The organism is Micromonospora sp. WMMD729 (assembly GCF_049315225.1).
Taxonomy (GTDB): Bacteria; Actinomycetota; Actinomycetes; order Mycobacteriales; family Micromonosporaceae; genus Micromonospora.
This window is the reverse complement of the sequence record NZ_CP186059.1, coordinates 4,336,734-4,350,167: the sequence shown is the minus strand read 5'-3', so window position 1 is coordinate 4,350,167 and position 13,434 is coordinate 4,336,734. Positions and strand designations below refer to the sequence as shown.

The 13,434-nt window shown below is 72.5% G+C and carries 11 protein-coding genes; 5 read left to right on the top strand and 6 right to left on the bottom strand.

Translation table 11 applies throughout. The features are described from left to right. The first annotated feature begins 90 nt into the window (after window positions 1-90). The gene (gene asnB / locus ACN263_RS19765; RefSeq protein WP_422735861.1) at window positions 91-2,052 is read left to right on the top strand and encodes an asparagine synthase (glutamine-hydrolyzing); all 1,962 of its coding nucleotides are present in this window, start codon (window positions 91-93) and stop codon (window positions 2,050-2,052) included. A gap of 87 nt (window positions 2,053-2,139) precedes the next feature. Here the strand turns inward: asnB and ACN263_RS19760 are convergent, their stop codons facing one another. Next, window positions 2,140-3,285, bottom strand: coding sequence for a lytic polysaccharide monooxygenase auxiliary activity family 9 protein (locus ACN263_RS19760; RefSeq protein ID WP_421472134.1), 1,146 nt, complete (start codon window positions 3,283-3,285; stop codon window positions 2,140-2,142). A gap of 492 nt (window positions 3,286-3,777) precedes the next feature. On the opposite strand from ACN263_RS19760, the gene ACN263_RS19755 reads away from it, so the two are divergent. The 3 genes from ACN263_RS19755 to ACN263_RS19745 all read left to right on the top strand — a co-directional run bounded on the left by ACN263_RS19755 (window position 3,778) and on the right by ACN263_RS19745 (window position 7,902). Then, window positions 3,778-4,914, top strand: a complete 1,137-nt coding sequence (locus ACN263_RS19755) for an XdhC family protein (protein ID WP_422735860.1) — start codon at window positions 3,778-3,780, stop codon at window positions 4,912-4,914. A gap of 155 nt (window positions 4,915-5,069) precedes the next feature. Further along, window positions 5,070-6,005 carry a carbohydrate kinase family protein gene (locus ACN263_RS19750; protein WP_422735859.1) on the top strand — a complete coding sequence of 312 codons (936 nt, stop codon included), beginning with the start codon at window positions 5,070-5,072 and terminating at the stop codon, window positions 6,003-6,005. 67 nt (window positions 6,006-6,072) lie between these two features. Beyond that, window positions 6,073-7,902 carry an alpha-galactosidase gene (locus tag ACN263_RS19745; protein ID WP_422735858.1) on the top strand — a complete coding sequence of 610 codons (1,830 nt, stop codon included), beginning with the start codon at window positions 6,073-6,075 and terminating at the stop codon, window positions 7,900-7,902. Window positions 7,903-8,013: 111 nt separating this feature from the next. On the opposite strand, the gene ACN263_RS19740 is transcribed toward ACN263_RS19745, so the two are convergent. Beyond that, window positions 8,014-8,844 carry an MBL fold metallo-hydrolase gene (locus ACN263_RS19740; RefSeq protein ID WP_422735857.1) on the bottom strand — a complete coding sequence of 277 codons (831 nt, stop codon included), beginning with the start codon at window positions 8,842-8,844 and terminating at the stop codon, window positions 8,014-8,016. Then, window positions 8,841-9,245: a thioesterase family protein gene (locus ACN263_RS19735; RefSeq protein WP_422735856.1), complete on the bottom strand. Its 405-nt coding sequence runs from the start codon at window positions 9,243-9,245 to the stop codon at window positions 8,841-8,843. The genes ACN263_RS19740 and ACN263_RS19735 overlap by 4 nt, the downstream gene beginning before the upstream one ends. Window positions 9,246-9,384: 139 nt before the next feature. Here ACN263_RS19735 and ACN263_RS19730 point away from each other — a divergent pair, with 139 nt between their 5' ends. After that, entirely contained in the window at window positions 9,385-10,434 is a 1,050-nt protein-coding gene (locus ACN263_RS19730; protein ID WP_422735855.1) for a phosphatase PAP2 family protein, read from the top strand. Between the two features lie 218 nt (window positions 10,435-10,652). Here the strand turns inward: ACN263_RS19730 and ACN263_RS19725 are convergent, their stop codons facing one another. The 3 genes from ACN263_RS19725 to ACN263_RS19715 all read right to left on the bottom strand — a co-directional run bounded on the left by ACN263_RS19725 (window position 10,653) and on the right by ACN263_RS19715 (window position 13,428). Next, window positions 10,653-12,269: a PH domain-containing protein gene (locus tag ACN263_RS19725; protein WP_422735854.1), complete on the bottom strand. Its 1,617-nt coding sequence runs from the start codon at window positions 12,267-12,269 to the stop codon at window positions 10,653-10,655. A 58-nt stretch (window positions 12,270-12,327) separates the two neighbouring features. Beyond that, a complete protein-coding gene (locus ACN263_RS19720; RefSeq protein WP_422740758.1) occupies window positions 12,328-12,918 on the bottom strand; it encodes a PH domain-containing protein in 591 nt (196 codons plus the stop codon). A gap of 279 nt (window positions 12,919-13,197) precedes the next feature. Next, on the bottom strand, window positions 13,198-13,428 hold the full coding sequence (locus ACN263_RS19715; protein WP_422735853.1) for a hypothetical protein: 231 nt from the start codon (window positions 13,426-13,428) through the stop codon (window positions 13,198-13,200). Window positions 13,429-13,434: the final 6 nt, after the last annotated feature.

The window sequence follows — 13,434 nt, the reverse complement described above, 5'->3', positions numbered from 1 at the left end:
GCGCCCGGTTCGCGGTGGTGTCGGCCGGGAGCGCCCCCGAACGGCGGACGGCTGCGACGGGCCGGTGGAGCGCGTGGAAAGATGACGACCATGTGCGGACTCCTGGCCTTCTTCAGCGCGAACGGCAACGCCGCCGCGCACCGCGACCACATCGCCGGAGCATTGGAATGCCTGCACCACCGGGGCCCGGACGAGACAGGGGTCGAGGTGGTCGGCGACGCGTCCGGCCGGTACGCGGACGGAGTGTTCGCCCACAAGCGGCTCGCCATCATCGACGTCGCGTCGAGTCACGAGCCGCTGCCGTACGCGAACGGCCGTTACCTGCTGACCTTCAACGGTGAGATCTACAACTACATCGAGTTGCGCGACGAGCTGATCCGGGACTTCGGTGCGCAGTTCGCCACCGCCGGTGACGGCGAGGTGATCGTCGCCGGCTACCACTACTGGGGCGAGCAGGTGCTCACCCGGCTGCGCGGCATGTTCGCCTTCGTCATCTGGGACCGGCAGGAGCGGCGGGCGTTCGGGGCCCGGGACTACTTCGGCATCAAGCCGCTGCACTACCTGGAGACCGCCGACGGCCTCTACCTGGCCTCGGAGAAGAAGGCGCTGCTGCCGTTCGCGCACAGCAACTACCAGGGCGACGCGGGCGTCGACGCGGCCAACCTGAGCCACTACCTGACCCTGCAGTACGTGCCGGAGCCGGGCACGCTGCACAAGGGCATCAGCCGGATCGGTTCGGGGGAGTACCTGACCTGGACCCCGGGCGGGCGGATCGACGTCCGGCGGTGGTACCGGCCGGTGTTCCGGCCCGCGCCGGTCGACGACGAGCAGAAGCTCTACCACGAGATCCGCGAGACACTGCGCGAGAGCGTACGCATGCACATGCGCTCGGACGTGCCGGTCGGCTCGTTCCTGTCCAGTGGCATCGACTCGACCGCCGTGGTGGCGTTGGCGCGGGAGTTCAACCCGAACATCCTGACCTTCACCGTCGGCTACGACGTCCCGGGCTACTCCGAGATCGACGTCGCCCAGGACTCGGCCCGGCACCTGGACGTCACCACCATCCCCACCAAGATCGGTCCGCAGGACATGATCGACGCGCTGCCGAAGATCGTCTGGCACCTGGACGACCCGGTGGCCGACCCGGCGCTGGTGCCGCTGTACTTCGTGGCCAAGAAGGCCGCCGAGCACGTCACGGTGGTGCTCTCCGGTGAGGGTGCCGACGAGTTCTTCGGTGGTTACACGATCTACCGCGAGCCGCTGTCGCTGGGCGCCGTCAACGGTCTGCCCGGTGGCGTGCAGAAGGGCCTGCGCGCGGTCTCCAAGGCGATCCCGCAGGGCGTCAAGGGCAAGAGCTTCCTGGAGCGCGGCACCACCCCGATCGAGGAGCGCTACTACGGCAACGCCCGGATGTTCACCGAGGAGGAGAAGCAGCACCTGCTGCGTCGCTACGACCCCTCGGTGCGCTACACCGACGTGACCGCCCCGATCTACGCCGAGTGCACCGAGCTGGACGACGTCACCAAGATGCAGTACGTCGACCTCTACACCTGGCTGCGCGGCGACATCCTGGTCAAGGCCGACCGCATCTCGATGTCGCACTCGCTGGAGGTGCGGGTGCCGTTCCTCGACCGCGAGGTGTTCGACGTCGCGGCGAAGATCCCGGTGGACCTGAAGCTGCCGCCACGCTCCGACGCCACCAAGTACGCGATGCGCCAGGCGTTGCAGGGTGTCGTCCCGCCGGCGATCGTCAACCGCAAGAAGCTCGGCTTCCCGACCCCGACCCGGGTCTGGCTGCGCGGCGAGATGTACGAGTGGGCACGCCACGTGCTGAGCACGTCCGGCGCGGGTGACCTGCTCGACCTGTCGTACGCGCTGCGGCTGCTCGACGAGCACAAGCGGGAGGAGTTCGATCACTCCCGCAAGGTGTGGACCGTGCTGATCTTCTGCATCTGGCACGCCATCTTCGTGGCCAAGACCCTCGACCCGGGCATCCAGCGCAACCAGTCCGCCCTGCTCACGAAGCCGGTGGTCGGTTCCATGGTCCGCTGACCCGCGGCCCCACCCTGTCGATCAAGAGGTTTGCGTCACCGGAAGCGCTCCGGATGACGCAAACCTCTTGATCATTTCAGGGCGACCTCAGCGACCGGTGCAGGTGACCGTCGGGAGGGTGTTCGTTCCTGTGCTGCTCGCCAGGAATCCGAACGTGGTTGTGCCTTCTGGCGCGACCGTGCCGTTGTACTGGACGTTCGTCGCGGTCACCGAGGCGCCGGACGTCGTCTGGGTGGCGCTCCAGATCTGGTTGATCTTTTGTCCGCTGGGCCAGGTCCAGCTCGCGGTCCAACCGGAGAACGCCGCACTGCTGTGGTTCATGATCGTGACTTCGCCCTGGAATCCGCCCTGCCAGGAACTGGTCACCTTGTAGACGGCCATGCAGTCACCGGTCGGCGCCGGCGTGGTCGGCGGCGGGGTGGTGGGCGGCGGCGTGGTGGGCGGGGGAGTGGTCGGCGGCGGCGTGGTGGGCGGCGGCGTCGTCGGCGGCGGGGTGGTGGGCGGCGGGGTGGTCGGGTTCGACCCGCCCGGACCCACACCGGTCACCTGACCGTTGCCACCGTCGAACGTCACGTCGGAGCAGCCGAAGAAGTTCTCCTGCGAGTCCGAACGCACCCAGCGGGAGTAGATGATGTGCCGGCCGCTCTTGCCCGACGGCAGGTTGCCGCTGAAGTAGTAGTGCCCGTCGGCGGTGCCGACCGAGCCGCGCTGCGGCGGGTTGGTCACCGTCAGGAACGGCTCCTCCAGGTCGCTCCAGGCCAGCGCCCGGGTCGGGCTCCAACTGTCCTTCGTCACGTAGAAGTAGAACGTGCCCGGGTGGTGCGCCCAGTTGCTGTACCGGAAGTCCAGCCGCGCGCCGGAGGTCAGGTGGGTCAGCGGCCAGTCGGTACGGGGCAGGTCGTAGCCCCGGAAACCGGTGGCGCCACCACTGCACAGCTGCCCGTCCGGGATGAAACCGGTGGTGCGGCCACCGGCGTCCGAGCGCAGCACGCTGAACCAGTTGTAGAGCGAGTTGGTCCCGCTCTGCGCCACGGCCGCGGCACAGGCCGGGTTGTTCGGCCTGATCTCGCCGGTCTGGCTGAGGCCGTCCTGCCAGCAGAGGTAGGTGCGGCTGCCCGGCGTCATCGCCGCGCCGTGCGCGGCCGCCGGTTGTGGACTGGACGCCAGGGCGACGGCGCCCAGCGCAAAGGTCAGGGCCGCGGTGAGCACTGCGGCCGTACGGGAACGGTTCACGGGTTCTCCTGACTCGCGAGGCGTGCCGCCCGAGCACCCCCGCCGCAAGCGGATACGACGATCACCCTGGCCCGCGCCCGGCAGCAGATCGGCCGGCGGACACGCGCCATCGACGGTCCTGTCCTGGACCGGTGCCCTCGCGTCTGACCCACCCGGCAACCGGTGGCGCGGCAGCCCTCGCCCCACCCGGTACGCGTCATCCCATCACGTCGTCGGTTGCCGACGCAATAGTCGGTCCTCGATGCGTCAAACAGGGCCAGGTCGCGCGGCCCGCGGGCAAGATCGCACTGGATCCAGGATGTAGTGGCATCGATCGCGCTGGGAGGCCACTGCATCAATGTTCGTGCGTGATCTTCCCGCTTCACGCCCGCGAGTGGGTCGGGTGGTGCTTGCCCGTTTGGGCCGACGATCTCGCTTCTCCCGCGATGATCTGTGTACCGGCGGGTGACGCGACCCGGACCGGACGGTGACGGGACAGGAGGACGAGTGCGCGTGCCCGACGTGTTCGACGAACTGCACCGCCGCTGCCGCGCCGGCCAACCGGTCGCCCTGGCCACCGTGGTCGCCACCTGGCGATCCGCGCCGCAGCCGCCCGGCGCCGCGATGCTCGTCGACACCGCCGGCACGGTCACCGGCAGCGTCTCCGGCGGCTGCGTCGAGGCGGACCTCTACGAGCGGGCCCGCCAGGTGCTCGCCACCGGTGTACCGGAGCTGGTCCACTACGGCGTCAGCGACGACGAGGCGTACGCCGTGGGTCTGACCTGCGGCGGCATGCTCGACGTGTTCGTCCAGCGGATCGACGGCGACGCCCTGGCGCAGCTCGACGCGGTCGCCGTCACGCGGCAGGCAGGCGAGCCGGCCGCGATCGTCACCTGCGTGGCCGCCGACGCCGGTGACGCGTCCGACCCGGCCGGGCGGCTGGGTCGCCGGCTGGTGCTCGCCGGTCGGCAGGTGACCGGCTCACTCGGCGACGACCGGCTGGACGACGCCGTGGCCGCGGACGCGCTCGGGCTGCTCGGGGCCGGGCACAGCGGCGTGCTCCGGTACGGCTATCAGGGGCAGCGCCGGGGTAGCGGCCTCAGTGTCTTCGTGGCCGCGTACGCCACCGCACCCCGGATGATCGTCTTCGGGGCGATCGACTTTGCGGCGGCGGTGGCCCGGATCGGCGCGTTCCTCGGCTACCGGGTCACCGTCTGCGACGCCCGGCCCGTCTTCGCCACCGGCCGGCGCTTCCCCGAGGCGCACGAGGTGGTGGTGCGATGGCCGCACCGCTACCTGCGGGACGAGGTCGACGCCGGTCGGGTCGACGGGCGCACGGTGGTCTGCGTGCTGACCCACGATCCGAGGTTCGACGTGCCACTGCTGGCGCTGGCCCTGCGCCAACCGCTGGCGTACGTCGGCGCGATGGGATCGCGGCGCACCCACGACGAACGGCACAAGCTGCTGCGCGAGGCGGGGCTCAGCGCCGAACAACTCGACCGGCTGGCCTCACCGATCGGGCTGGACCTCGGTGGTCGTACCCCCGAGGAGACCGCGGTCAGCGTTGCCGCGCAGATCGTCGCGGCCCGCTGGGGCGGCACCGGCCGCCCGTTGGCCGTGGTGGACGGCCCGATTCACCGCGCGAGCTGATCGCGGCACCGGCCGGCCGCTGGCCGTGGTGGACGGCCCGATCCACCGCGCGGACTGAGCGGCGGCCTGGGCCTTCGCCGGTCGCCGGGCCGCCGGCTGTGCCAGCCTGGTGCCAGACGGCCGTCGCGGGCCGGGTGACGACGAGGGGGACTCCGATGGGGTACGCGATGGTGCTCGGCGAGGCGCTCGTCGACCTGCTCGACAGCGACGTCGACGGGGAGCGGGTCTACCGGCAGGCCATCGGTGGTGGTCCGCTCAACGTGGCCGTGGGGGTGACCCGTCTCGGCGGGGCGGCGGAGTTCGTCGGCTCGCTCGGTGACGACGTGCTGGGCCAGCGGATCCGCGACTTCCTGACCGGGGTCGGCGTCGGCCTGGCGGGGGCGGTCACGGTCGACGCGCCGACCACGCTCGCGGTGGTCACGTACGCCGGCGCGGAACCGGACTTCCGCTTCTACGGCGAGCCGCCCTCCTACGGCCTGCTCGGCCCGGACGACCTGGACCTGGCGCTGACCGAGGGCGCCGACGTGCTCTACTGCGGTTCGATCGTGCTGCTCGAGCCGGGCACCCTGGCCGCCGCCCGCCGGGCCTGGTCGCTCGCCACCGGGCTGCGGGTCCTCGACCCGAACGTCCGCCCACGACTGCTCGACGGGCCGGCCGCGCTGGACGGGCTGCGGCAGGTGGTGGCGGAGTTCGCCGCGGGCGCGCACCTGGTCAAGCTCAGCAGCGCCGACGCCGCGCTGCTCTATCCGGGCGAGCCGGTCGAGGGGGTGGCGGCGTACCTGCGGGAGTTGGGCGCGTCCACGGTGGTGGTGACGCTTGGCGCGGCGGGCGCGGTGCTGGCCGCCGCCGAGGCCGATCCGGTGCGGGTGCCGGCGCCGAAGGTGAACGCCGTCGACGCCACCGGGGCCGGTGACTCGGTGATGGCCGCGCTCATCGCCGACCTGCTGCGCGACGGCGAGCCGTCCGACCCGGCGGGCTGGGTCGATTCGGTGGCGTTCGCGCTGCGGGTCGCCGGTCTGGTGTGCGAGTCGCCGGGCGGCGCCACCGCGATGCCGAGCCGTGCCGACGTCGAACGCCGCTTCGGCGGTTGACGCTCGTGTTATGTGAACGTTAACATCGGCGTCCGCCTATTTCCTGCGTGTTATCCGGGAGACTCCGATGAGACTCGTCCTGGTACCACCGACATTCCGCCGCCTCGCCGCCGTACTGGTCGTCGCCCTGGTCGCCGTGGGTGGCGTCGCCGCCAGAGCGCCGGAGCCGGCGCACGCCTGGGACAACGGAACGGCCAACACCCCGCCGATGGGGTGGAACAGCTACGACTCCTTCAACTGGAGCGTCACCGAGGCCGACGTCCGGGCCAACGCCGACTACATGGCCACCAACCTGCGGCAGTCCGGCTGGCAGTACATCGTCATCGACTGGGGGTGGTACTACCCCGGACGGCACAACAACAGCCCGAACCAGGACGCCAACCTGCAACCCCGGCTCCGCATGGACGGCAACGGGCGGCTGCTGCCGGACACCACCCGGTTCCCCTCCGCCGCCGGTGACAACGGGTTCAAACCCCTCGCTGACTACATCCACGCGCAGGGCCTGAAGGTCGGGGTCCACCTGATGCGGGGCATTCCCCGCCAGGCGGTGGCCGACAACGTCCCGATCCTCGGCACCAACTGCCGCGCCAACCAGGTCAACAACAGCACCACCGCGGCCTGGCTCAACCTCATGTGGGGCCTGAACATGTCCAACCCCTGTGCGCAGAGCTACCTGGACTCGGTGTTCCAACTGCTCGCGTCCTGGGGGATCGACTTCGTGAAGGTGGACGACATCGCCGCGCCGACCTACCGGCAGGCGGAGGTCGAGGGCTACAAGCTGGCGATCCAGCGCAGCGGCCGTCCCATGGTGCTGAGCCTGTCGCCCGGCGCGACCCCGCTGGCCAGTGGGAGCCACGTCCAGGCCAACGCGCACATGTGGCGGATCGTCAACGACCTGTGGGACAACTGGTCGTCCGTCGACGCCCTCTTCGACCAACTCCGCAACTGGACCCCGTACCGCGCCACCGGCGCCTGGCCCGACCCGGACATGATCCCCATCGGCCGACTGTCGAAGTACGGGCCGGTCGGCTCACCCCGCTACTCCAACCTGAACGCGGACGAGCAGCGCACCCTGATGACGCTCTGGGCGATCAACCGCGCGCCGCTGATGTGGGGCGGCAACCTGGTCGAGAACCGCGCCCAGGAACTCGCGCTGATGACCAACGCCGCCGTGCTGGCCGTCGACCAGAACAGCGCCAACAACCGTCAGCTCACCGGAGGCACCCGGCAGGCGTGGACCGCCGACGTGCCGGGCAGCACCGACCGCTACCTCGCCCTGTTCAACCGCGAGAGCGGCACGGCGAACGTCTCGGCCAACCTGGCCGACCTGGGGATCGGTTCGGCCACCGTGACCGACCTGTGGTCCGGCGCGGCCCTCGGCACGGTGACCGGGACCCTCACCCGCTCGCTGCCGGCCCACGGCGCCGGGCTGTACCGGCTGACCCCGGGAAGCACCGTGCCGGTGCCGAGCGCGTACACCCTCACCGCCCAGCACAGCGGGAAGCTGCTGGACGTCTCCAACAACGCCACCACCGACGGCGCCGACATCGTGCAGTGGAGCGCGAACGGGCAGCCCAACCAGCGGTGGCGGTTCCAGGACGCGGGCGGCGGCTACCAAACGGTCACCAGCGTGCACAGCGGCAAGTGCCTCGACGTCTACGGCGGCGCGGGCGCCACCGCCGACGGCGTCCGGGTGACCCAGTGGACCTGCAACGGGGGCACCAACCAGCAGTGGCGCGTCCAGGAGGTCGGCACCGCCGGCGCAGTACAGCTGGTCGCGAGGCACAGCAACAAGTGCCTCACCATCCTCAACGCCGCCACCACCGACGGCGCCCGCGCCGTCCAGTCCACCTGCACCACCGCCACAAACCAACAGTGGCGCCGCACCCCGGTCTAGCCGAGCCCCCTTCTCCGCCGATCTTGCACTTTCTGCGCCGACATTGCCCCGCACAAGGGACTTATCGACAACCGAAAGTGCAAGATCGGCGCGGGAAAGGGGGCGGGGTGGTTAGGGTTCGCCGTTCAGTTCGCGGTAGCCGCGGCGGGCGGCGATCAGCGCCGCGCGGGCACCGAAGGGCGCCTCGGCGGCCACCCGCTCCGGGTGCGCGTCGCCGGTGTGCGCGGCCCGGATCAGCCAGGCCAGGCGGACCAGCTCGGCGTGCTGGGCGCGGACGAATTCGACGTCCACCGGGTCGCCGTGACCGGGCACGACGACCGTGCGCGGCGTCGTCAGCCGCAGCAGGTCCGCGACCGCGTCCGGCCACTGCAGGGGGTACGAGTCCTCGAAGGCGGGCGGACCGCTCTGCTCCACCAGGTCACCGGCGACCAGCACGTCCGCGTCGGGCACGTACGCCACGAGGTCGGCGTCGGTGTGCCCACGCCCCGGGTGCCGCAGCACCACCCGCCGGCCGCCCAGGTCGACCGTCGCCTCCGTGTGCACCGTGTGCGTCGGGGCCAGCAACGGCGTGTCGGCCAGCTCGGCGGCCAGCCCCGGGTGCTCGGTGCGCACCTCCTCGTACGCCTCGCGGCGCAGCCGCTCCGGGTCCTCGCGCAGCGCCGCGGCGGCCCGCTCGTGCGCGTACACCGGGCGGGCCGGGTCGCCGGCCAGGACGGCGTTGCCGAAGCAGTGGTCGTAGTGGTGGTGCGTGTTGACCAGGGTCAGCGGACGGTCGGTGACCGCCCGGACGGCCTCGGCCAGCTCGGTGGCCTGTCCGGCCGAGGAGAGCGTGTCCACCAGCAGCGCCCCGTCGTCGCCGACGACGAGCGTGACGTTGACCCGCAGCAGGGGCTCGCCACGCACGTACACCCGGTCGGCGACCTCGACGAACCCGGCGCTCACGACGCCCGCCCGGCCCGCTCGACGAAGCGCTGCCGGTCCACCAGCAGCCGGTCCACCCGTCCCCGGGCCACCGTCTGGTCGCCGTCGGCGACGCTCACCTCGAACGACAACCGACGGCCGTCGACGGACGTCAGCAGCGCCTGGGCCCGTACCGTGCGGCCCACCACCGTCGGGGCGAGATGTTCCAGCTCGACGCGGGTGCCTACCGTCGTCGACCCGGGCGGCATCGCGGTGGCCGTGGCCGCGACGGTGGCCGCCTCCGCGAGCGCGAGCGCCCGGGGTGTGCCCAGCACCGGTACGTCCCCCGAACCGACCGCCTGGGCGGTGTCCGCGTCGGTGACGGTCAGCTCGACCTGGGCGGTCAGACCCGGCGCGAAGGCCGGCTCGGGCTGCTCCTGCATGGTCGTCAGCCTAGGTGCTGCCCGACCCCGCCGAGCACGCGCCCGGCGATCCCGACGCCGGTCGCCCTCCCACCTGTGGGCCGCCTGGCCGGGTGGTACCCGTCGGTCGATGCCGTAGCCGTCGTTAACCTTGACCGCGATGGCCGTCGTGACTGACCCCCAGCCCCCCGCCCGGACCGACCCACCCGCGTCCCCGGACGCGGGTCGTCGGCGCATCGTCGCCATGACGATCTGGGCGGTCGCCTTCGTCGCCGCCTGGCTCGCGATCGGGCTGCCGACCGACCCCGCGTACGCCTTCGTGTGGATCTGGCTCGGGACCATCGCCTGGAACAGCGACCGCCCGTGGCGCAGCCACCTGCGCTTCGCCCGGGACTGGGTGCCGGTGGTGCTGCTGTTCGTCGTCTACAACCTCTCGCGCGGGTTCGCCGACAACGGGGCCACCCCGCACGCCATGGAGCTGATCGTCGCCGACCGGTTCATGTTCGGCTGGGCCACCGGCGGTGAGGTGCCCACCGTCTGGTTGCAGGAGCACCTGTACCGCCCGCAGGTGCACTGGTGGGACGTCGCGGCGAGCTGGGTGTACTTCTCGCACTTCGTGGTGGCGCTGACCGCCGCCGCGGTGCTCTGGCTGCGTGACAGGCGCCGCTGGGCCGCGTACATGCGGCGGTGGGGTTTCCTCTGCGCCGCCGGCCTGGTGACCTACTTCGCCTACCCGGCCGCCCCGCCGTGGTGGGCCGCGCAGAACGGCCTGCTCACCGAGGTCGCCCGGATCTCCACCCGGGGTTGGAAGGCGTTCGGCATGCACGGCGCCGGCAACGTGCTCAACGCCGGCCAGATCGCCTCGAACCCGGTCGCCGCGATGCCGTCGCTGCACACCGCGTGGGCGCTGTTCGTGGTGCTGTTCTTCCTGCACACCACCCGCCGCCGGTGGTGGCCGCTGCTGCTCGCGTACCCGCTGGCGATGACCTTCACCCTGGTCTACTCCGGCGAGCACTACGTGATCGACGTGCTGGTCGGCTGGGCGTACGTCGGGCTGACCTACCTGGTCGTCGGCCTGGCCGAGCGCGCCTGGCGGTCGCGGCGCGCCCGTCATCCGAAAGCGGGAACGCAACCGCCCCCCGACCCCGCCGACCCCCCGACCGACCACCCCGATCCCCAAACCCCCCACGCGATCCCCGCCGACCACTGACCCCCGGCCCCGCCCCGGCCCGCCCCGGCCCGGCCGGGCCCGGCCGGGCCCGTTGATCATGAAGTTATTGCCCCGACACGCCGTGCCCGAGGGCAATAACTTCATGATCAACCAGGGGGAGAGGGGCGGTTCGTCCTTGTCGATCAAGAGGTTTGCGTCACCGTGTGCCCGATTTTTGACGCCGACCTCTTGATCAACGGCAGCTGTGGGGGTCGGGGTCAGGTGGGGCGGCGGGCCTGGTGGGCTCTGCGGGTCAGGTCGGCCGCCAGGGCCCAGGCTTCGGCGAGGTCGCGGTCCTGGGCTGCCGCGCCCGAGCCGCCGGCCGTGTCCGCGTACACCGTCGCGAGCCGCAGCCGGCGCTGCACCGGCCCCTGCACGACCCGCACGCTCTGGATCCGCGCGTACGGCACGATCGCCAACTGCCGGGTGAGCAGCCCGGAGCGGGTGGCGAAGACCCGGTCGAACAGGCCCGCGCCGAGCGCGCCGCGCCCGAGCGGGTGCAGCCAGCGGGTCCGGGGCGGCGGCGGGCTCAGGGTGAGCGCGTCCAGGCGTACGCCGGGCAGCACCTCGCCGACGATCATCGTGGCGGTCGGCAGGTCCCCCACCGGCAGCAGCCGGTCCGGGCGGTTGCGGTCGTCGGCCTCCGCGACCGAGTAGCCGGCCACCTCCAACCGCAGGCGCAGCCAGTCGTTGACCCGCCACAGCAGCGGCCAGGTGGCCCGTACGGTCTGGACCCGATCCAGCGGCACGGTCTGCGCGCGGGTCTCCAGGAGGCCGTTGTGCACCCGCAGGGTGTCGCCGTCGCGGGCCAGCCGGAAGTTCCAGTCGTCGAGCACCCGGCGGATCGGTTGCAGCAGCACCCCGGCCATCGCGGTCAGGGTGCTCGCCACCGCGATGAACGACCACGACCCGGCGGTGACGAACTGCACCACGACGAAGGCCAGGCCGAAGGGGAGCAGGAACGCCTGCGGGGTGAGCAACTGGCTGACCAGCAGGTTCTGGTTGCGTACCGCGTGCAGCGGTCGACCCCGCACGGCCGTCGGCGTCTCGACCCGCGTCGCGGGCGCGGTCTCGTCGACCGGCGCGGCGCGCCCGGCGAGCGCCAGCAGCCGCTCCCGCAGCCGGGTCGCCTCGGCCACCCCGAGGTACGCCAGCGGCGCTTCGGTCTTGCCGCCGCCGACGACCTCCAGGCGCAGCTCGGCCAAGCCGGTGAGCTGGGCGAGCAGCGGCCGGACCACCTCCACGGCCTGCAACCGTTCCAACGGGATGGCCCGGGTACGTCGCCAGAGCAGCCCCTCGTGCACCCGCAGCTCGCGCCCCACCACGTGGTAGCCGGTGTTGTACCAGCTGATCACCGAGAGCACGGTCGCGCCGAGCGCCAGCACCACCACCATCGCGGCGAACCAACCGAAGCCGACCCGCGACAGGGTCGACCAGGACAGCCCGGCGATCACCACGACCAACGACTTGGCGCCGTGCAGCAGCGGGCTGAGCGGGTGCAGCCGCTGTCGCGGCTCTCCACCACCGCCACTGCCCGGTGCCGGCCACGGCTGAACCGCCTCATGCGGCCCGGCCGAATAAGGCGACCCGGCCGGATGCGGCGGCCCGACCGAGTGCGGCGGCCCGACCGAGTGCGGCGACCCGACCGGATACGGCGGTCCAGCGGGATGCGGCGTCCCGGCGGGGTAGGGCACCCCGCCAGCATCCGGTGACCCCGCAGGATGCGGCGGCAGTCCGGCATGCGGCGGCACGACCGCGTGCGGTGGACCGGCAGGGGGCGCGTCGCTGCCGGAGGACGGCGGTACGGTGCCCGGCTCGACGGGGATCTCGCTCATCGGGCCGGTGCCCGGTGACGTCGGCGGTCACCCGCGCGGGTGGTCACAGCGCGGCTGGTCACAGCCCCTCCGCCCGGTCCTCGCCCAGCGCGGTGAGTCGGTCGCGTAGCCGGGACGCCTCCGCCGGGCGCAGGCCGGGCACCCGCGCGTCACTGGCCGCCGCCGCCGTGTGCAACTGCACGGTGGCCAGGTCGAAGGCGCGTTCCAGCGGGCCGGCGCTCACGTCGACGAACTGCATGCGCGAGTACGGGACGATGGAGAGCCGCCGGACCAGCAGCCCGTGTCGTACGAGCAGGTCGTCGTCGCGTTCGGCGTAGCCCCAGGCGCGTACCGCCCGGACGATGGCCGTGGCCCGCCACGCGCCGAGCACCAGCACGACGGCGAGGGCCAACCCGAACAGCCAGTGACCGCTGAGCGCCCAGCCGACCGCGGTCACGGCCAGGCCGATGGCCACCACGACCGCGAGCCGGATCAGCTCCACCCAGATCAGGTCCGTGGAGATCGGCTGCCAGCGTACGGTGTCCGGCCACGGCTCCAACGGACCGCGGGCCGACGTCACCGAGGCGGGCCCCGGCGGCAGGAGGCCGGGCGGCGGCAGGTCGGGCGGGGCGGCGTGGCCGGCGGACGGCGGCGGAGCGTTCGGCGGCACGGCGTTCGGCGGCAGCGGGGCGGGCGACCGGACGTCCGGTGGGGACGGGTCCGGGCCGAGCGTGCCGGGCGCGGGGAACGCCCCGGGCGGCGGCGCGATGCCGGGCGGTGCCGCCGGGGAGGTCGGCCGGGGCGGGGCGGGCACGGTTGGCGCGGTGTCGGGGCCCGGGGCGGCCGGTGTGGCGTCGGGGCCCGGCGTGGCCGGTGGCTCGGTGCGGTCCTGCGCGCTCACCGAGCAGATCCGTTCCGCGCCGCGCCGCTGCTGTGCCTCATCGCTCGCTCACACGTCGAGGGTAGGCGATCCGGACACCGGAGTGACGGTACGGAGGAAGCCCCGGGCGTCCAGGAACGCGCCGAGCGTGTCCCGGTGTTCGGCGCAGGCCAGCCAGGTCTTGCGCCGATCGGCGGTGTGCAGGCGGGGATTGTTCCACTCCAGCGCCCAGACGGCGGGGGCACGGCAGCCGCGGGCCGAACAGACCAGGGCCTCGTCGGCGGGGGTGGGGACGCTCATCCCGGC

Bases quoted from the DNA above. Each gene is read 5' to 3' on its own strand.
- asnB (WP_422735861.1), top strand. From the start codon at position 91: ATGTGCGGACTCCTGGCCTTCTTCAGCGCGAACGGCAACGCCGCCGCG.
- ACN263_RS19750 (WP_422735859.1), top strand. From the start codon at position 5,070: ATGGGGTACGCGATGGTGCTCGGCGAGGCGCTCGTCGACCTGCTCGAC.
- ACN263_RS19745 (WP_422735858.1), top strand. From the start codon at position 6,073: ATGAGACTCGTCCTGGTACCACCGACATTCCGCCGCCTCGCCGCCGTA.
- ACN263_RS19735 (WP_422735856.1), bottom strand. From the start codon at position 9,245: ATGCAGGAGCAGCCCGAGCCGGCCTTCGCGCCGGGTCTGACCGCCCAG.
- ACN263_RS19730 (WP_422735855.1), top strand. From the start codon at position 9,385: ATGGCCGTCGTGACTGACCCCCAGCCCCCCGCCCGGACCGACCCACCC.
- ACN263_RS19725 (WP_422735854.1), bottom strand. From the start codon at position 12,269: ATGAGCGAGATCCCCGTCGAGCCGGGCACCGTACCGCCGTCCTCCGGC.
- ACN263_RS19715 (WP_422735853.1), bottom strand. From the start codon at position 13,428: ATGAGCGTCCCCACCCCCGCCGACGAGGCCCTGGTCTGTTCGGCCCGC.